The sequence below is a fragment of the Stutzerimonas kunmingensis genome, assembly GCF_002929225.1.
Taxonomy (GTDB): domain Bacteria; phylum Pseudomonadota; class Gammaproteobacteria; order Pseudomonadales; family Pseudomonadaceae; genus Stutzerimonas.
Genome location: NZ_PISM01000004.1, coordinates 869583 through 886331, shown reverse-complemented (window position 1 = coordinate 886331; position 16749 = coordinate 869583). Strand labels below are relative to the sequence as shown.

General features: G+C 61.2%; 21 protein-coding genes. 2 read left to right on the top strand and 19 right to left on the bottom strand.

Annotation, left to right across the window (positions count from 1 at the left end; genetic code table 11):
* Nucleotides 1-125: 125 nt before the first annotated feature.
* The 12 genes from CW305_RS05310 to ccmA all read right to left on the bottom strand — a co-directional run bounded on the left by CW305_RS05310 (nt 126) and on the right by ccmA (nt 9849).
* Nucleotides 126-1595: a sigma-54 dependent transcriptional regulator gene (locus tag CW305_RS05310; protein ID WP_042926965.1), complete on the bottom strand. Its 1470-nt coding sequence runs from the start codon at nt 1593-1595 to the stop codon at nt 126-128.
* 373 nt (nt 1596-1968) lie between these two features.
* On the bottom strand, nt 1969-2265 hold the full coding sequence (gene fliT, locus CW305_RS05305; RefSeq protein WP_044316419.1) for a flagellar protein FliT: 297 nt from the start codon (nt 2263-2265) through the stop codon (nt 1969-1971).
* Nucleotides 2266-2415: 150 nt separating this feature from the next.
* Nucleotides 2416-2856, bottom strand: coding sequence for a hypothetical protein (locus tag CW305_RS23655; protein WP_041207339.1), 441 nt, complete (start codon nt 2854-2856; stop codon nt 2416-2418).
* 17 nt (nt 2857-2873) lie between these two features.
* Complete coding sequence (gene ccmI, locus CW305_RS05295; protein ID WP_104097276.1) at nt 2874-4094, bottom strand: c-type cytochrome biogenesis protein CcmI; 1221 nt, start codon at nt 4092-4094, stop codon at nt 2874-2876.
* Complete coding sequence (locus CW305_RS05290) at nt 4091-4561, bottom strand: cytochrome c-type biogenesis protein (RefSeq protein ID WP_104097275.1); 471 nt, start codon at nt 4559-4561, stop codon at nt 4091-4093. Before CW305_RS05290 ends, ccmI begins: the two co-directional genes overlap by 4 nt.
* A complete protein-coding gene (locus tag CW305_RS05285; RefSeq protein ID WP_014820832.1) occupies nt 4558-5088 on the bottom strand; it encodes a DsbE family thiol:disulfide interchange protein in 531 nt (176 codons plus the stop codon). Before CW305_RS05285 ends, CW305_RS05290 begins: the two co-directional genes overlap by 4 nt.
* A gap of 1 nt (nt 5089) precedes the next feature.
* Nucleotides 5090-7063, bottom strand: coding sequence for a heme lyase CcmF/NrfE family subunit (locus tag CW305_RS05280; protein ID WP_014820833.1), 1974 nt, complete (start codon nt 7061-7063; stop codon nt 5090-5092).
* A complete protein-coding gene (gene ccmE, locus CW305_RS05275; protein WP_014820834.1) occupies nt 7060-7527 on the bottom strand; it encodes a cytochrome c maturation protein CcmE in 468 nt (155 codons plus the stop codon). The genes CW305_RS05280 and ccmE overlap by 4 nt, the downstream gene beginning before the upstream one ends.
* Nucleotides 7524-7700: a heme exporter protein CcmD gene (gene ccmD / locus CW305_RS05270; RefSeq protein ID WP_014820835.1), complete on the bottom strand. Its 177-nt coding sequence runs from the start codon at nt 7698-7700 to the stop codon at nt 7524-7526. The genes ccmE and ccmD overlap by 4 nt, the downstream gene beginning before the upstream one ends.
* Nucleotides 7697-8452 (bottom strand): heme ABC transporter permease, encoded by a 756-nt coding sequence (locus CW305_RS05265; protein ID WP_003299562.1) that lies wholly within the window; start codon nt 8450-8452, stop codon nt 7697-7699. The genes ccmD and CW305_RS05265 overlap by 4 nt, the downstream gene beginning before the upstream one ends.
* Nucleotides 8453-8545: 93 nt before the next feature.
* Complete coding sequence (ccmB, locus tag CW305_RS05260; RefSeq protein ID WP_014820836.1) at nt 8546-9217, bottom strand: heme exporter protein CcmB; 672 nt, start codon at nt 9215-9217, stop codon at nt 8546-8548.
* A complete protein-coding gene (gene ccmA, locus CW305_RS05255) occupies nt 9214-9849 on the bottom strand; it encodes a cytochrome c biogenesis heme-transporting ATPase CcmA (RefSeq protein ID WP_014820837.1) in 636 nt (211 codons plus the stop codon). The genes ccmB and ccmA overlap by 4 nt, the downstream gene beginning before the upstream one ends.
* 136 nt (nt 9850-9985) lie before the next feature.
* Here ccmA and fliK point away from each other — a divergent pair, with 136 nt between their 5' ends.
* Nucleotides 9986-11515: a flagellar hook-length control protein FliK gene (gene fliK, locus CW305_RS05250; RefSeq protein WP_104097274.1), complete on the top strand. Its 1530-nt coding sequence runs from the start codon at nt 9986-9988 to the stop codon at nt 11513-11515.
* Nucleotides 11512-11844 carry an EscU/YscU/HrcU family type III secretion system export apparatus switch protein gene (locus tag CW305_RS05245; protein WP_104097273.1) on the top strand — a complete coding sequence of 111 codons (333 nt, stop codon included), beginning with the start codon at nt 11512-11514 and terminating at the stop codon, nt 11842-11844. Before fliK ends, CW305_RS05245 begins: the two co-directional genes overlap by 4 nt.
* On the opposite strand, the gene CW305_RS05240 is transcribed toward CW305_RS05245, so the two are convergent.
* From CW305_RS05240 to CW305_RS05210, 7 genes are all read right to left on the bottom strand, one after another.
* Nucleotides 11825-12265 (bottom strand): rhodanese-like domain-containing protein, encoded by a 441-nt coding sequence (locus CW305_RS05240; protein WP_014820840.1) that lies wholly within the window; start codon nt 12263-12265, stop codon nt 11825-11827. The genes CW305_RS05245 and CW305_RS05240 overlap by 20 nt on opposite strands.
* A 136-nt stretch (nt 12266-12401) precedes the next feature.
* Nucleotides 12402-12815, bottom strand: coding sequence for a DUF2802 domain-containing protein (locus tag CW305_RS05235; RefSeq protein ID WP_041014448.1), 414 nt, complete (start codon nt 12813-12815; stop codon nt 12402-12404).
* Nucleotides 12816-12818: 3 nt separating this feature from the next.
* On the bottom strand, nt 12819-13298 hold the full coding sequence (locus CW305_RS05230) for a chemotaxis protein CheW (RefSeq protein WP_014820842.1): 480 nt from the start codon (nt 13296-13298) through the stop codon (nt 12819-12821).
* 83 nt (nt 13299-13381) lie between these two features.
* Nucleotides 13382-14182: a CheW domain-containing protein gene (locus tag CW305_RS05225; RefSeq protein ID WP_104097272.1), complete on the bottom strand. Its 801-nt coding sequence runs from the start codon at nt 14180-14182 to the stop codon at nt 13382-13384.
* Between the two features lie 87 nt (nt 14183-14269).
* The gene (locus CW305_RS05220; protein WP_014820844.1) at nt 14270-15058 is read right to left on the bottom strand and encodes a ParA family protein; all 789 of its coding nucleotides are present in this window, start codon (nt 15056-15058) and stop codon (nt 14270-14272) included.
* Between the two features lie 86 nt (nt 15059-15144).
* Nucleotides 15145-15987: a flagellar motor protein MotD gene (gene motD, locus CW305_RS05215; RefSeq protein WP_023446676.1), complete on the bottom strand. Its 843-nt coding sequence runs from the start codon at nt 15985-15987 to the stop codon at nt 15145-15147.
* A gap of 5 nt (nt 15988-15992) precedes the next feature.
* On the bottom strand, nt 15993-16733 hold the full coding sequence (locus CW305_RS05210; RefSeq protein ID WP_014820846.1) for a flagellar motor protein: 741 nt from the start codon (nt 16731-16733) through the stop codon (nt 15993-15995).
* Nucleotides 16734-16749 lie beyond the last annotated feature (16 nt).

Below are 16749 nucleotides of genomic sequence, written 5' to 3'. Positions count from 1 at the left end.
GCAATCTTCGTGCCCGGCGCTCAGCACTTCCCAGCGACCGCCATCGGCACGACCAGCCAAACGAAAAAAGCCACCTGATCCAGGTGGCCTTTTTGAACGTCTTTTTAGAACCGACTAGCAGCGTGCTAGTCGCCCATATCGTCGTCGCGACGATTCATGCCGTACTTGCGCATTTTCTCGACCAGCGTGGTTCGGCGAATCCTCAACCGCTCGGCTGCCCGAGCCACCACGCCACCAGCATCTTCGAGAGCCTGATGAATAAGTCCCTGCTCAAGATTGCCGAGGTATTCCTTGAGATCCAGACCCTCGATCGGCAGCATCGCCTGAGCTTCGGGTACCACCATTGGCGCGCTGATTGCCGCGCGCTCCTCCATCTCATCATGCAGGCTGGTCGCGTACTGCTCGTCATCGTCGTCGACGTGGCGAAACTTCTTCGGCAGCTCCATTACCCCGATAACGCCATAGGGATGCATGATCGCCATGCGCTCTACCAGGTTTGCCAGCTCGCGGACATTACCCGGCCAGTCGTGCCGGCATAGCGACATGATTGCTGCCGAGTTGAAACGTATAGAGCCGCGCTTTTCATGCTCCATGCGCGAGATCAGCTCGTTCATCAGCAACGGAATATCCTCGACACGCTCCCGTAGCGGCGCCATCTCGATGGGGAAGACATTCAGACGATAGTAGAGGTCCTCGCGGAAGGTCCCCTCCTCGATCATTTTCTCAAGGTCCTTATGCGTCGCCGCGATGATGCGCACATCGGCATTCTGCGTACGGTTGCTGCCAACACGCTCGAAGGTGCGCTCCTGCAGAACCCGCAGCAGCTTGACCTGCATCGGCAACGGCATGTCGCCTATCTCATCGAGAAACAGTGTGCCGCCCTCGGCAAGCTCGAAACGACCCGCGCGAGCAGTAATCGCACCGGTAAAGGCGCCCTTCTCGTGACCAAACAGTTCGCTTTCCAGCAACTCCGCCGGAATCGCTCCGCAATTGACAGGTACAAAAGGCCCCTGACGCCGCTTCGAGTGATAGTGCAGATTTCGCGCAACCACTTCCTTGCCGGTGCCGGACTCACCAAGAATCAGCACACTGGCTTCGGTGTCGGCGACCTGTTCCATCATCTGCCGGACGTGCTGCACCGCTCGGCTGGTGCCGACCAGGCTGCGGAAAAGATTGGGCTCGCGCTGGCGACCACGGGACTTTGCCTGGTCGTACATCTCGCGATAGACCTGCGCACGGTGCAGGGAGTCGAGCAGCTTGTTATAGCTGGGTGGCATTTCCAGGCTGGTCAGCACTCGGCGTCGCAGATCGTCCGGCCAGTCCGCCGGAGCGGGCTCACCGATCAGCATCAGCGGGACATTTTCATCCCATTTGCCCATCTGCTTGATCAGTTCGACAGCGCCGCCCTTGGAGGACACGTCGCCCAGCATGACACCGTTGACAACACGGCTGGATTCGAGGCCGGCGACCGCCTCCTGCCATTCACTGCTTGAACAAGCCAGATGATCCTCGCTGAGAAAGTTCAGGATGACGGCCAGGTCGCGCCGGCGGTCGTGATCATCGTCTATCAACAAAATCTTGGTTTCACGCCACATCTTGTTTATAGGGCTCTAAAGAAGCTGAAAGAAAGCCTGCGCTCGCATCCATGGAAGAACGGCGATCACACTGATGGCAGATGGAACGTAGATTAATGAAAAAATGAACTGAGTCAAATTTATGGCGTGAATTAGCGACCAAAGAACGAGCCAAAAATCAGTACCTTGAGAGACGCCTCAAGATCGATTTGAAGACTTCGGTGCACGATGACCGCGAAGATAGGTATTTACCAGGCAATAAGCGCCAATTAGCCGCTCGCCAACAAAAGGGTAGCGGCATAATGCCACATACTTTGTAATGATAAATATTGAGGAAGAATTCAGCCCCAGTGATCCTGGGAAGAATTTGAAGCTGTCGGGCCTGAGGCCACGCTTAGGCGAATAGCTGGTAGACCTTGGTACCCTGTTGAGACTGATTCAGCTGACGCAGCTCGCTTGCGACCCGTGCCTGTTCAATCTGGCAGGTCATTACCAGCTCACCATACATATCAAGAAGCTCCTGCAACCGCTGACGAACCACGCCGCTGTCGCGCTCATGTGCCTGCATCGCCTCGTCGACGGCATTACGGCACTCGCGATCCAGCATACTGATTGCGGCCCAGTCCTGCTGCGTCAGCGCATCGCGTAGAGCGGAACCAGTTTCTTCGAGGCGCTTGACGGAAGCATTCATTATCGACTCCGGGGCATGAGCCCGATGGACGGCATAGGCCGAGCCAGCTGGGAACGTTGCAGTGCAACGGTGCTGAACCTTTATCGGCAATAGGCAAGCCGCCTTTAGGCTGAAGCGCAAAAAGTTAGCGCCTGCTGCCGAGGAGTAACATCAATAGCGGTCACGAAGACCCGGCGGAACACTGGGCGGCGCGACCGGCTCCCACGGGCCATCGGGGCGCCCAGCACAGTACCAGTCGCCATCCCACCGGTAATACAGGCGCTCCCGGTAAAAGAGATCACGCCCCTCCACGACATAGACCCCAAGACGATTGTCCCAGTGCGCAGCCACGTGCGGTGGTGGCGCATAACGCGGATGGCTCTTCTGGGTAGTTGGAGCCCTGGGTGCCGGTGGCGCCTTGATAGGAGGGGGTGAGATAACCGGCCCACTGGGCTCGGGCGCACGCGGCACCGGACTTGGAGCAGGCCCCTGAGGCGCGGAACCGTAGGGATTACCTGCGCAAGCGCCGAGCGCCAATGTCAATCCGAGCAGTACGACCCGCGGGCCGAACCGCGCAAGCCTAAGCGGGTGTGCTGACGAATTCGTGTGCATCTCTACCTCATGGGTGTTCAGGGAGCCTCGGCGCGGTCGATCACCAAATCAATGGCGTTATCGCTCGCAGTATCAAGCGCTTCGCTTTGACCCATCCACTCACCTTTTGTTGCGTCGCCGGAACGGGAGACCCGCGCCATTACCGTGACCTGCTCGACGCTGGATATCTTCATCGAAGGCACCATCGCATCGGCATCGCCAAGCGTGACGGTTGCAGGCAGATCGGCAATCGTCAGGCGTTTTGCTGCCAGCGGAACGGGTGGCCCCGCTACTGCGCGAGCGAATACGAAAACCGTATCCTGCGGTGAAACCGATTCCGCCACCTTCGGGTCCAGCGCAACCTGAATCTGCAGCGTGGCCCCTGCGTTATCAGCCTTCTCGCTTGCCGCTGAGGCCTGTTCGGTGGTGGAGCTGCCCCCCTCGATCTGCTGCCGCGCCCGCTCGATGCCGCCACGGATCGCTTCGCGCGAAGGATCTTCTTCGGGAAGCGCCGCAACCAGTTGCTCCCAGAAGCGCACGGCATCCGGATAACGCGCTTCCTCGAATGCCGCGATGCCAAGCAGGCCGAGACTGGTCACCTCCTGCGGATCGCCCTGCAGCGCTTCGTCAGTAAGGGCTTGAAGCTTATCGGACCACTGACGGTCACCGGCGAAATAGAGCGCCTGCGCCAGCTGACCGAGCAGCTCGGGCTGACGGCCCGCAATTTCCACCACGCGCCCGAAAGCCTTGGCTGCGTCGGCTGGACGCTCCTGGTTCATATAAGTACGACCCAGGAAGTACCAGGCTTCGGCAGAATCCGGCTGCTCCTTTACGGCCTGCTCCAGATGAGCGGTCATTTCTTCGACTGTGCGAGGCTGCTCCGAAAACTGTCGAGCCATCTGAACTTTGTCGCTGGCGCCCCAATACATATAAAGCCCGTAGCCCATCAGGGGCACCAGAACCGCCGCAATCAGCGGAACGCTGCGACCAAGCTTGGCGATTCGCGGCTTGTCGCTATTCTCGGTGTCCTCCAACAGCTCGCGTGCAGCATCTGCTCGCCCAGCCTCCAACTGCTCGGCGGTCAAGGTTCCGGCAGAGTGCTGAGAGGTCAACTCGGCAAGGCGCTCTTCATACAAGGCAACGTTCAGCGCCGTACGATCTTCTTCGGCCTGGGCTCGACGGCCACGCAGGATGGGTAACAACAAAAAGGCCAATGCCACCAGCAGCAAGGCGCCGGCGGCTATCCAGAAATCGATCATGAGTCTTTTTTATCCAGAAGCTGGGCGAGACGTTCGCGCTCGGTCTCGGAAAGGGTTGATGCAGGTGCCTTTTCGACCCGGCGACGACGCACCAAGATCACGGTCAGCACGCCGAAGCCGAGGACCAGCAAACCAACCGGCCCATACCAGAGCAGCATGGTTTTCGCGTTTACCGGCGGCTTGTAACGAACGAAATCGCCGTAGCGAGCGACGAGATAGTCGACTATCTGGTCATTGCTTTTGCCCTCATCCAGCATGCGGAAGATTTCCTGGCGCAGGTCCATGGCGATCGGCGCGTTGGAATCGGCGATGTTCTGGTTCTGGCACTTCGGACAGCGCAGCTCTTCGGTTAGGGTGCGGTAGCGCTCACGCTCGGCTTCGTCCCTGAATTCATAGGTATCGATTGCTGCCTGGGCGGTCGTGACCAGGAACAGACCAAGCAGCGCGCCGCGGATCAGTCGTTTCATTCGTCCACCAGCTCCTGATAGAGCGCTGCCAGCTGTTCCCGCCAGACCCGATCGTCGATCACGCCGACGAATTTGTGGCGGATGATGCCCTGCTTGTCGATGAGGAAGGTTTCAGGAGCGCCATAGACTCCCAGATCCAGCCCAAGACTGCCGCGTTCGTCGCGGATGTTCAGCTGATAAGGATCGTGGAACTCGTTGAGCCACTTCAACGCCGCGGCGTTGTCGTCCTTGTAGTTGACTCCATGAATCACCACACCCTGAGCTGCAAGACGGTTCAGCACTGGGTGCTCGACCTTGCAGGCGACGCACCAAGTCGCCCACACGTTGACCAGCGCCGGCTTGCCCTTGAGGTCCTCGGCGGTGATGACGCGCTGCTCGTCTTCCACCGAGGGTAGCGAGAACGCCGGTAGTGGCTTGCCGATCAGCGCCGAAGGCAGCTCGGAAGGATCGAGGAACAGGCCGCGATAAAGGAACACTGCAACCACCAGGAAAATCACCAGCGGCAGCAACATCAGCAATCGTTTCACATCAGGCTCCTTGTGCGGCCATGCCCAGCGCTTCGCGCACGCGGGTCTTCACCTTGACTCGATAACGACGATCACTCGCCGCCAGCACACCGCCGAGCCCCATCATCAGCGCTCCGAGCCAGATCCAGCGAACAAAGGGCTTGATATGAACACGCACGGCCCACGCCCCATCACCCAGCGGCTCACCCAGCGCGACATAAAGGTCGCGGGTGAAGCCCGCATCGATACCCGCCTCGGTCATCGGCATCTGCTGCACGGTGTACAGGCGCTTTTCCGGGTGCAGCGTGGCGATCTGCTTGTCGCCGTCGAGCACGCGAATGGTCGCCTTGTCTGACGTGAAGTTAGGTCCTTCGTGATGCACCGCGCCTTCGAAGACGAACTCATAGCCGCCAAGCGACAGCGACTCCCCAGGAGCCAGGCGCAGATCGCGCTCCGCACTTTGGTGGCTGGTGAGTACCACGCCAATGGCACAGACCGCCAGCCCGAGGTGCGCCAGATGCATGCCCCAGTAGCTTGGCGCGAGGCTGCGCATGCCCTTGAACAAACCCTTGTGGCGCGTCTTGTCCAGCAGATCACGGACGCCAGCGATCACCACCCAGGCCGCCAGCAAGGACACTGCAAGCACCGCCCAGTTGAAGTCACCGAACAGCAACGAGCCCAGACCACCAAGCACTACGCTGGTGATCAGCACTGGCGTGAGCATGCCGAGCAACCACTTCAGCGGAGTGTCCTTCCAGCGCACCAGGATTCCGACACCCAACGTCAGCATCAGCGCGCCAATCAGCGGAACGAACATCGCATTGAAGTACGGTGGACCGACGGAAAGCTTGGCACCGGACAATGCGTCCAGCAGCAGCGGATAGAGCGTGCCGAGGAGAATCATCGCCGTGGCGACGACCAACAGCAGGTTATTGACTAGCAGCAGAGTCTCGCGCGACCACAGGCCGAACCCGACCTGGCTCTTGACCACAGGCGCGCGCATGGCAAACAGCGTCAGCGAGCCGCCTACCACCATCAGCAGAAAGACCAGAATGAACACGCCACGCTCGGGATCAGTAGCAAACGCGTGCACCGACGTCAGCACGCCGGAGCGGACCAGGAAGGTCCCAAGCAGGCTCAGCGAGAACGCCGCGATTGCCAGCAACACGGTCCAGCTCTTGAACACGCCGCGCTTCTCGGTAACTGCCAACGAGTGAATCAGCGCAGTACCGACCAGCCAGGGCATGAAGGAGGCGTTTTCCACCGGATCCCAGAACCACCAGCCGCCCCAGCCGAGCTCGTAATAGGCCCACCAGGAGCCAAGGGCGATGCCCAGGCCGAGGAAGGCCCAGGCGACGAGCGTCCAAGGACGCGACCAGCGTGCCCAGGCCGCGTCAAGGCGACCACCCAGCAACGCGGCGATCGCAAAGGCGAACGCCACCGAGAAACCCACGTACCCCATGTAAAGCATGGGCGGGTGGACGATCAAACCGAAATCCTGCAGCAGTGGATTGAGGTCGCGTCCATCCATTGGAACCTGCGGTAGCAGCCGCTCGAAGGGGTTCGAGGTGACGATAAGAAAGAGCAGGAAACCGATGCTGATCAAACCCATGACGCCGAGCACGCGCGCCAGCATGTCTTCCGGTAGCTGGCGGGAGAAGATCGCCACGGCAAAGGTCCAGCCGGCCAGGATGAAGGCCCACAGCAGCAAGGAGCCTTCGTGAGCGCCCCAGACCGCGCTGAACTTGTAGTACCAGGGCAAGGCACTGTTGGAGTTGTGGGCGACGTAGGCAACGGAGAAATCGTCGACCATGAAGGCGTAGGTCAGGCAGGCGAAGGAGAAACCGAGAAAGGCGAACTGACCCCAGGCCGCTGGTTGGGCCAGGCCCATCCACTGTCGGTCACCGCGCCAAGCACCGATCAGCGGCAGCGTGGCCTGGACCACTGCCAGGCACAGCGCCAGAATCATCGCCAGATGGCCGAGCTCGGGAATCATTTCGCGTACTCCTGCTTACCGCCCTCGTAGTGCTTCATCATGCCGCTCTTCTCCAGCGCCTGAGTTACTTCGGGCGGCATGTAGTTTTCGTCATGCTTGGCCAGCACTTCGTCGGCAACCAGAACACCCTCGGAATTGACCCGACCCAGCGCGACGATACCCTGCCCTTCGCGGAACAGGTCCGGGAGAATTCCCTGGTAAGTGATAGTGATCGCCTTGGCGCCATCAGTGACACGGAAGGCGACGCTGAGTGAGTCGTTGGTACGCTTCACCGAACCCTCTTCGACCAGGCCGCCTGCTCGAATCCGGGTGCCCTCAGGAGCCTCCCCCGCTGCGATCTGGGTCGGTGTGTAGAACAGGTTGATGTTCTGCTGCAGAGCGGACAACGCCAGCGCCACGGCGATACCGACACCGGCGAGGATCGCCAGGACGATGAAAAGACGTTTCTTGCGCACCGGATTCACTTCGACTCCTCCCGGCGCAAACGACGCGCCTCATCTTGCAGGTAACGCCGGCGTGCCAAGGCTGGCAGCGCGACGTTGAGAATCAGGACAGCCAGGCTGATGCCATAGGACGTCCAGACGTACACGCCATGATTGCCCATGGCGATGAAATCCGCGAAGGATGAAAAGTTCACGAGTTGTTTCCTACCAGAGCCTTGACCTCATTCTTCACCCAGCTGGCGCGCGACTCGCGACGCAGCACTTCCAGGCGCATGCGCATCAGCAGCACCACGGTGAAGAAGCAGTAGAAGCCGATCACCATCACCAGGAGCGGCAGCCACATTTCCACTGGCATCGCCGGTTTTTCGGTGACGGTGAACGTTGCCGGCTGGTGCAGCGTGTTCCACCACTCCACCGAATACTTGATGATCGGGATGTTCACCACTCCAACGATGGCCAGCACAGCGCACGCCTTGGCCGCGCTGTCACGATTGCTGATCGCCTGTCCGAGCGCAATGATGCCGAAGTACAGAAACAGCAGGATGAGCATCGAGGTCAGCCGCGCGTCCCATACCCACCAGGCACCCCAGGTCGGTTTGCCCCAGACCGCGCCGGTCAACAGGGCGATGAAGGTCATCCAGGCGCCGATGGGGGCAGCCTGCTGCAGAGCCACATCGGCCAGCTTCATCTTCCAGACGAGCCCGACCACCCCCGCCACGGCGAGCATCACGTAGATCGACTGAGCGAGAAACGCAGCCGGCACGTGGATATAGATGATCCGGAAGCTGTTGCCCTGCTGGTAATCCTCAGGCGCGAACGCCAGACCCCAGACCACACCCACGCTGACCAGCAGCACGGCTGCCCAGGCAAGCCAGGGCAGCCAGCGGCCGCTGATCTCGTAGAACCATTTGGGTGAGCCCAGCTTGTGAAACCATGTCCAGTTCATCGGATGACTCGTCGTCCAGCGGGACCTTGCAAATGCAGGCCCCGAGATTCGTTACATCGACCGGGTGTGAGCGCCGGCCATCTGGGTGTGTCGCTATTCGCCAACGCTGATCTTCAGCCCGGCAGCTATCGCAAAGGGTGTAAGGGTCACGGCCAACGCAGTCAGACTGGCCAGCCAAAGCAGGTGACCGACTGCCGGCAGACCTTGCAACGACGCTTGCAGGGCGCCGCTGCCGAGAATCAGTACCGGGATGTAGAGCGGCAGGATGAGCAACGCCAGCAGCAAGCCACCCCGCTTCAATCCTACCGTCAACGCCGCGCCCACCGCACCGAGCAGACTCAGAATCGGCGTCCCCAGCAACAGTGAAACCAGCAGCACCGGAATGGTCCCAAGCGGCAGACCCAACATCAAGCCCAACAGTGGCGCCAACAGCACCAGCGCCAACCCGGAAAAAGCCCAGTGCGCCAGTACCTTGGCGAGAACCAGGAGCGCGAGCGGGTGCGGCGAAACGACCCACTGCTCGAGCGAGCCATCTTCGAAATCACTGCGAAAAAGACCATCCAGTGACAGCAGAACGGCCAGTAATGCTGCCACCCAGACCAAGCCGGGAGAGATGGTTTGCAGAAGCTGAGTCTCCGGCCCTACCGCAAGCGGGAACAACGCGATAACGATGGCGAAGAACACCAGCGGGTTGGCCAGCTCAGCCGGGCGACGGAACAGCAGACGCGTCTCGCGCGCCAGCAGAAGAGTGAATACGCTGCTCATGCGGCTCGCTGTCCCAGATCGAGCTCACAATAGCCGGTAGGCTTTTCCGTCAGGCTGTGGTGAGTGGTCAGTACGACCAGTCCGCCCTGCTCGCAATGCGCTGCGAGATGCCTCTCAAGCTGCGCCACACCATGTTTGTCGAGCGCGGTAAATGGCTCATCGAGAATCCACAGCGGCGGTGGCGAGAGATACAGACGCGCCAACCCCACGCGGCGCTGCTGGCCAGCAGAAAGGGTATGACAGGGCACGTCTTCGAACCCGCGCAGTCCCACTTCGGCAAGTGCATGCCATATCGCCTCGCGGCTGGCCGGCTGGTGCAACGCACAGAGCCAGGTGAGATTCTCTTCAGCTGTCAGCAAGCCCTTGATGCCAGCAGCATGGCCGATCCACAACAGGTTGCGTGCCAGTTCACCACGCTGAGCGCTGAGCGACCGGCCCTTGAGCAGCACCTCGCCTGCGGTTGGTTGCATCAGGCCGCATAGCAGGCGCAGCAGACTGGTTTTGCCGCTGCCATTAGGCCCGGAAATCTGCAGCATTTCCCCACTCTCGAGACGCAGATCCAGCTTATCGAAAAGCAGCCGCCAATCCCGTTCGCAAGCGAGGGCTACGGCTTCGAGAAAGGGAGTTGACACGGCTGGCGACACCTCAAGATGAAAAAGGCCTGGCCGCTATACTCAGGAAGCAGGGCCAGGCGGGCGGAATTATACATGGCAACCTTTGGTGCCGAGGGCCGCGAACGCGAAAGGTTGTAAGAGCATTTGAGGAAAGATGACCGAGATCAAGAGTACCACTGCCCTGCCCCCAAGCAGCGCGCCGCGCCAGGCGGCAGCGGCGAATGACCTCGCTTTGAAACTGCTGCAACCGATGCAAGGCCTTCTGGCGGCTGGCGAAAACGCCGAAGCGGAGGTAGTCAGCATCAGGGAAGCGGCGCAGGCATTTCGGCTGGTGCTGCGGCTGACCATGGGCAGCGGGCGCCAGGCGACCGTCGAGGTCAGCAGCAACAAGGCGCCGCCACCCGGCACCGCATACGTCATCACCGCCCTGTCCGACACCCGGTTGCTGGCCGCTCCACAGATCGCCGGGCGCCAGCCCGCCTCGATGATCGACCTTCAGCAACTGCCGGTCGGCAGCGTCATCCAGGGCCGTGTCGTGGCGACCAGTCAACAGCAGTCGGAGGACGGGCAGAAGATCTTCAAGGCGGTCATCAGCCTGCTCAACAGCCCCGTCGCTGGACAGAAGCTGAATATCGAATCAGCCAACCCGCTGGCACTCGGCAGCCTGCTGACAGCGCAGGTCAAGGGCGACCAATCCCTCGCATTCCTTCCGCTGAGCGGGCGCCTCGATCAGCTGCATCTCGGCGAGCAACTGGGCGCCCAACACCACCGCCAGGCCTCGCTGGAAGGCCTGTTCAAGGCTCTACAGGGTGGTACCGGGGCTCTCCCCGAGGGGCTGCGCGGCGCCGCCGAAAAACTGCTGGGGCTGATACCCGAAATGCAGCAACTGGGCGATCCCAAGGCACTCGCCGCAGCGCTGGCCAGGAGCGGCGTGTTCCTTGAGGCGCGCTTGCTGGCCGGGCAAACCGAAGGACTGCAGGGCGACCTCAAGGCCGGGCTGCTGCGCCTACTGGCGCAAATGCCCAATCTTCCATGTAGCACGCCGCTGGCCAGCGCCCAGGCCAGTGCCGCCATGGGCCAGGCGTTGCCTGCATTTGCGCGGCAAGCGCTGGGCTCCCTGGCGCAAAGCAATGTCCGTCAGCTCGCGCTGGGGTTCCCGCTACCAACCCGAATGCCGCCTGGCCTGGAAGAAGAAGCCGACCTCGAAATGCTGCTCAAGCTCGCAGCCGCCGCGGTATCCAGGCTGCAGACCCATCAACTGTCCAGTCTCGCGCAGACACAAATCGGCCCGGACGGCGCCCTCCTCACCACCTGGCAGCTGGAGCTGCCAATGCGCGACCAGCGCGATATCGTGCCGCTGCAAATCAAGCTGCAGCGCGAAGAAGAGCCTAGAAAGCAGGAAAAGGAGCGTGGCGAGCCGCTCTGGAAGATCGAACTCGCATTCGATGTCGCACCACTCGGGCCACTGCAAGTTCAAGCACAGTTGACGCGCGGCACCCTCACCAGCCAGCTGTGGGCCGAGCGCAGTGCCACGGCCCAGTTGGTGGCGACCGAACTTACCCATCTGCGTGAGCGCCTACAGGCAGCCGGGCTGAGTGTCGGAGAACTGAGCTGCAGGCAAGGAACGCCACCGCAGGGTCCGAGCACCAATCTGGAGCAACGCTTCGTGGACGAAAAGGCATGACCGACAAGCAGCCACGCCAGGCAATCGCGCTCAGCTATGACGGTGTCAACGCGCCAAGTCTGAGCGCCAAGGGTGATGACGAGCTGGCCGAGACGATCCTCGCCATCGCTCGGGAACATGAGGTGCCGATCTACGAGAACCCCGATCTGGTGAGATTGTTGGCGAAACTGGAGCTGGGCGACGAGATCCCGGAAGCGTTATACCGCACCATCGCGGAGATCATCGCCTTTGCCTGGTACCTCAAGGGCAAATGCCCACCAGGGTTCCACGAACGGAGTGCAGGCGAACCAGCTCCGCCCCTGCCGCGACTCAGTGGGCCTGCGCGTTGAGTACGACTGCTGCACGATCCTCACCAGTGACCTGAGGGAGATCATGCAGCTGCCAGGCGAAATAGCCGGCACGGAAATAGAACACCCGCTGGTAGCCCCAGGCCACGGCCATTCTTGCGGCTTCCGCGCTACGCGGGCAGATTTCGCTGTCGCAGTAAATCACCAGCGGAAGCTCACGCGGCCACTCCGGCCCGGCCAGGCTGACGAAATCACTGGCCAGATCGAAGTGCACGGCGCCTTCCACGTGGCCCCATAACCATTCGCGGTCGGCACGCACATCGATGAAGACGGCGCCCAGTTCATGAAGGCGCTTGGCTTGAAAGACGTTTACGGTCATTGCGCCGTCCACATCGTCTGGCGCCTCGACGGCCTGAGCGCCAAGCGAAACCATGAACAGCAACAGAATGAGAGTAAGCCGCATCATTGTCCTCCTCGTCCCAAGCATGGGACCTGGACAAGCTCAGCAATGCCAAGCTGATACGGATTGGAATGTGCAGGGTGTGGGAGGTTCCGGCGCAAGACCCGGAAGGGACGACCAGTCGACGGAAAAACCGCAATCAGGGTTTCTTGCGAGCCTGATGCAGTTTGCTCATCAGCTCCGCCTCGGATTGCGACAGGCCACAGGACTGCGTCAGGTCGTCGACGCTTGCGCCCATGCCGACCAGTTTGGCCGCCTGGGAGAAGGAGAAGTTGTTGGGGTCGCGCTGTTCCAGCTGGGTGAGCTTGTCCGGCAACGGCGCCAGCGTGCGACTCAACTCACGCAACTCATCACCCATGCGCAAGCTGCCTTCCAGATAGGCATCCAGGCGGCTGCTCAGCTCCTTGATGCGCTTATCCCTGTTCGCATCGCGTTGCTGCTGTTGTTCGGCCAGAAACCGCTGCCGCCTGAGCAGCCACAGGCAGAAGCCCAGCAGCCCAAGACAGCAGAAGGCCAGCGCAACCAACGATGCGACCAGCGACGCGATCAGCATGTATCAGATGCTCTCAAGCTCGGCCCATTCTTCCTCGCTCATCATCTTGTCGAGTTCGACCAGAATCAGCAGCTCGCCGTTCTTGTTGCAGACGCCCTGGATGAATTTGGCCGACTCATCATTACCGACGTTGGGCGCAGTTTCGATCTCGGATTGGCGAAGATAGACCACCTCGGCAACGCTATCGACCATGATGCCGATGACCTGACGATCCGCCTCGATGATCACGATTCGAGTATTGTCCGATACCGACGCGGTTTCCAGGCCGAAACGCTGACGCGTGTCGATCACCGTCACCACATTGCCGCGCAGGTTGATGATGCCGAGCACATAGCTCGGAGCACCCGGTACCGGCGCGATCTCGGTATAACGCAACACCTCCTGGACCTGCATCACGTTGATACCGTACGTCTCGTTGTCCAGACGGAAGGTCACCCATTGCAGTACAGGATCTTCGGAACCCTGCGCAGACGTCATCTTCATAGCCCCACCTTCTTCAGTTACCGCAATGGCGGTCGATTCTATCGCCGGGCCGCGCAACAGGCGCGACCGTCAATTGTTTGCTTTCAATGCGTCCGCGGCTTCGTCGCGCCCTGCATCTGTTTCACAGCGCCACTGGCGATCAGCTCGGCCAGCGCAGTCACGTCGACCAGCGCGCACATATGCTCGATTACCGTACCGGCCAGCCATGGACGCTGACTGCGCTGCGTACGCCACTTGACCTCACTGGGGTCGAGGCGAATCGAGCGACTGACCTGATGGACCGCCAGCCCCCATTCGTAGCCCTGAACCGAGATCACGTACTGCAACCCCTCGCGGAAGTCGTCACGGTACCGATCAGGCATCACCCAGCGCGCGGTGTCCAGCACCTTCAGATTGCCTGACTGGCTCGGCAGTATGCCAAGAAACCAGTCGGGCTGACCGAACAGCGGCGTCAGTTCCTGCCCGGCCAGCGGATAGATGGAGCCCAGGCACACCAGCGGCACCGCCAGGGTCAACCCTGCCACATCGAACAGCAGACACTCGAAAGGCTCCTCACCCCAACCCGGATGGGCGTCAGGCACGGCTTCGACTGGCTCGCTGGGCAGCTGCGGCGCAACCTCGAGCTCCACGACCGGCTCAAGAGTCAGCACCGACGGCATCGCCAGAGGCGCTTCCACCACGAGCGGCGGCGCCGGCTGGACTATTTCAAGACGCGGCGGTTGGCTCTGCCGCGTATCACGCAGTTGCTCCTCGAGCACGGCCGCCTGGAATTCGTCCTGACTGACCGAGTCGGCCAGTTCGATGGCAGCGTCCTGCAACAGCCCATCGAGATAGGACTGCAGCGCCTGCTGGGATCGGGTTTCGGTTAGGACGGTGCGGCTCATGGAACGAACTCGTTAGGAGAATCTGAACAGGCTATCGGCCACTGGCGCGACAAACTTGAGCTGGCAGGCGCCGAGCGGCATGGCACTTCACGCCACCTGCGGAGACACTTGCGACGCCAGCAGATGCTTGAGCAAGGCCCGATAGGCAAGAACCGCACGACTGGTCGGATCGAACTGCGAAGGCGTCAGGCCGGCGCGGCTGGCATCGCGCAGCCGCGTATCGACCGGGATGAACGCTGGCCAGAGATGATCGGCATAACCGGCTCGCAGTACCTTGAGCGTATTCATCGAGGCCTGGGTGCGGCGGTCGAACAAGGTCGGCACGATGGTGTAAGGCAGCGCTTGCTTGCGCGAACGGTTGATCATCGACAGCGTGCTGACCATTCGCTCGAGACCCTTCATCGCCAGAAACTCCGTCTGCACCGGAATCACCAGCTGCTGACTGGCAGCCAGCGCGTTGACCATCAGCACACCGAGCAGCGGCGGGCTGTCGATGATGGCGTAATCGAAGTCCTGCCAAAGCTGCGACAGGCTCTTGGCAATGACCAGCCCGAGGCCGTTCTGCCCGGGCGACTGGCGCTCGAGAGTCGCCAGCACGGTACTGGAAGGCATCAGCGAGATACGCTCGTGACTGGTGGCCAGCAGCAGCTGCCACGGCAGGCCATCCGGCACGGTACCCTGGTGCTGGAAGAGATCGAAGACGCTATGGTCCAGGTTATCGGGATCATGCCCGAAATAGCTGGTCATCGACCCATGCGGATCCAGATCCAGCACGACGACGCGCTTGCCGGAATCGGCCAGCAAGCCCGCCAGTGCGATCGACGTAGTGGTCTTGCCCACCCCACCCTTTTGATTGGCTACAGCCCAGACTCTCATTGATCTTCCACCCGGCGAAGCTGACCGGAACGGCATTGCCTGAAACGGCAAAGCGACGGTGTTTTGACGACTGCGCCCTGAAGCGCTTACATGGACACAGCCGGTGCAGATTGTGTGCCAGCCCGACGCAACGCATCGTCAGGCCGTACATTGCTGCTGCCCATTCCGGTGACACTCCGGCGCACATCGAGATTGCGCGACACCACCAGAATTACTCGCCGGTTGCGCGCCCGGCCTTCGGCCGTCGCGTTGTCCGCCACGGGCTGAAATTCGCCATAGCCCACCGCTGCCATCCGCGAAGGGTCCACCCCCTGCGCTGCAAGCATCCTCACAACGCTGCCAGCGCGGGCTGCGGACAGCTCCCAGTTGGTCGGGAACTGGCTGGTGCTGATTGGCAGATTGTCGGTAAACCCTTCGACATGGATCGGGTTGTCGAAAGGGGCCAGAATTCCGGCGACCTTGTCGATCAGCAGAAATGCCTGGTCGTTGGGAAGCGCATCGCCGCTGGGGAACAGCAGGCTGGAGTTGAGTTCGATCTCGATCCACAGCTCATTGCCACGGATCGTCAATTGCTCGTTGGCGATCAGCTCGCCGAACGTCTCGCGCATGCTCTGCGCAATCCGCTCCAGCGGATCGAGGGTCGGCTTCCCCGCCGACGAAGCCGGGCCCGACAGATCCTCGACCTGGGACACATCCGCCTCGGTGGTCCGAGGTCGCTCCTCACCGATGGGGATGGGCTTGACCGAACGATCGACCTGATTGAACACGCCGACCAGCGAATCGGAGAGGATCTTGTACTTGCCCTCGTTGATCGAGGAGATCGAGTACATCACCACGAAGAAGGCAAATAACAACGTGATGAAGTCGGCGTAGGACACCAGCCATCGCTCGTGATTCTCGTGCTCTTCCGGTGGTCTGCGTCTGGCCATGGCGGTCAGTCCATGAAGCCTTGCAGCTTCATCTCGATGGAACGCGGATTTTCGCCCTCGGCGATGGACAGCACGCCCTCCAGCAGCATCTCGCGATAGGCGGTCTGCCGCTGGACGACGCTCTTGAGCTTGTTGCCGACCGGCAGCACCAGCAGGTTGGCGAAAGCGACGCCATAGATGGTCGCCACGAACGCAACGGCGATGCCGCTGCCCAGCTGGCTGGGATCGGCCAGATTGCCCATCACGTGGATCAACCCCATTACCGCGCCGATGATGCCAATGGTCGGCGAGTAGCCACCCATGCTCTCGTAGACCTTGGCCGCGCGCAGGTCACGCCCCTCCTGGGTATACAGATCGACCTCGAGGATGCTGCGAATCACTTCCGGCTCGGCGCCATCGACAAGCAACTGCAGGCCCTTGCGCGCGTATGGGTCGGGTTCCGTCTCGGCGACCGGCTCAAGGCCGAGCAACCCCTCCTTGCGCGCAGTATTGCTCCAGGTAGTGACCATGAGGATGCCGCGCGCGAGATCGATGCGCGGCGGAAAGAATATCCAGCGACCGATACTCATCGCCCGCATGAACACGGCGATGGGCGTCTGCAGCAGGACGGCACCCAGGGTACCGCCAAGCACGATCAACGCGGCCGGCCCATTGAGCAGCGCCGAGATATGGCCGCCCTCGAGAAAATTGCCCCCAACGATGGCGACGAACGCCAACAGCAGCCCGATCAGGCTGAGCACGTCCATTAGAGGCGGGCCTCCA

Bases quoted from the DNA above. Each gene is read 5' to 3' on its own strand.
- CW305_RS05310 (WP_042926965.1), bottom strand. From the start codon at position 1,595: ATGTGGCGTGAAACCAAGATTTTGTTGATAGACGATGATCACGACCGC.
- motD (WP_023446676.1), bottom strand. From the start codon at position 15,987: ATGGCCAGACGCAGACCACCGGAAGAGCACGAGAATCACGAGCGATGG.
- ccmI (WP_104097276.1), bottom strand. From the start codon at position 4,094: ATGATCGATTTCTGGATAGCCGCCGGCGCCTTGCTGCTGGTGGCATTG.
- CW305_RS05245 (WP_104097273.1), top strand. From the start codon at position 11,512: ATGACCGACAAGCAGCCACGCCAGGCAATCGCGCTCAGCTATGACGGT.
- CW305_RS05290 (WP_104097275.1), bottom strand. From the start codon at position 4,561: ATGAAACGACTGATCCGCGGCGCGCTGCTTGGTCTGTTCCTGGTCACG.
- CW305_RS05230 (WP_014820842.1), bottom strand. From the start codon at position 13,298: ATGAAGATGACGTCTGCGCAGGGTTCCGAAGATCCTGTACTGCAATGG.
- CW305_RS05280 (WP_014820833.1), bottom strand. From the start codon at position 7,063: ATGATTCCCGAGCTCGGCCATCTGGCGATGATTCTGGCGCTGTGCCTG.
- CW305_RS05225 (WP_104097272.1), bottom strand. From the start codon at position 14,182: ATGAGCCGCACCGTCCTAACCGAAACCCGATCCCAGCAGGCGCTGCAG.
- CW305_RS05235 (WP_041014448.1), bottom strand. From the start codon at position 12,815: ATGCTGATCGCGTCGCTGGTCGCATCGTTGGTTGCGCTGGCCTTCTGC.
- CW305_RS05210 (WP_014820846.1), bottom strand. From the start codon at position 16,733: ATGGACGTGCTCAGCCTGATCGGGCTGCTGTTGGCGTTCGTCGCCATC.
- fliT (WP_044316419.1), bottom strand. From the start codon at position 2,265: ATGAATGCTTCCGTCAAGCGCCTCGAAGAAACTGGTTCCGCTCTACGC.
- CW305_RS05220 (WP_014820844.1), bottom strand. From the start codon at position 15,058: ATGAGAGTCTGGGCTGTAGCCAATCAAAAGGGTGGGGTGGGCAAGACC.
- CW305_RS23655 (WP_041207339.1), bottom strand. From the start codon at position 2,856: ATGCACACGAATTCGTCAGCACACCCGCTTAGGCTTGCGCGGTTCGGC.
- fliK (WP_104097274.1), top strand. From the start codon at position 9,986: ATGACCGAGATCAAGAGTACCACTGCCCTGCCCCCAAGCAGCGCGCCG.
- CW305_RS05240 (WP_014820840.1), bottom strand. From the start codon at position 12,265: ATGCGGCTTACTCTCATTCTGTTGCTGTTCATGGTTTCGCTTGGCGCT.
- ccmB (WP_014820836.1), bottom strand. From the start codon at position 9,217: ATGAGCAGCGTATTCACTCTTCTGCTGGCGCGCGAGACGCGTCTGCTG.
- CW305_RS05265 (WP_003299562.1), bottom strand. From the start codon at position 8,452: ATGAACTGGACATGGTTTCACAAGCTGGGCTCACCCAAATGGTTCTAC.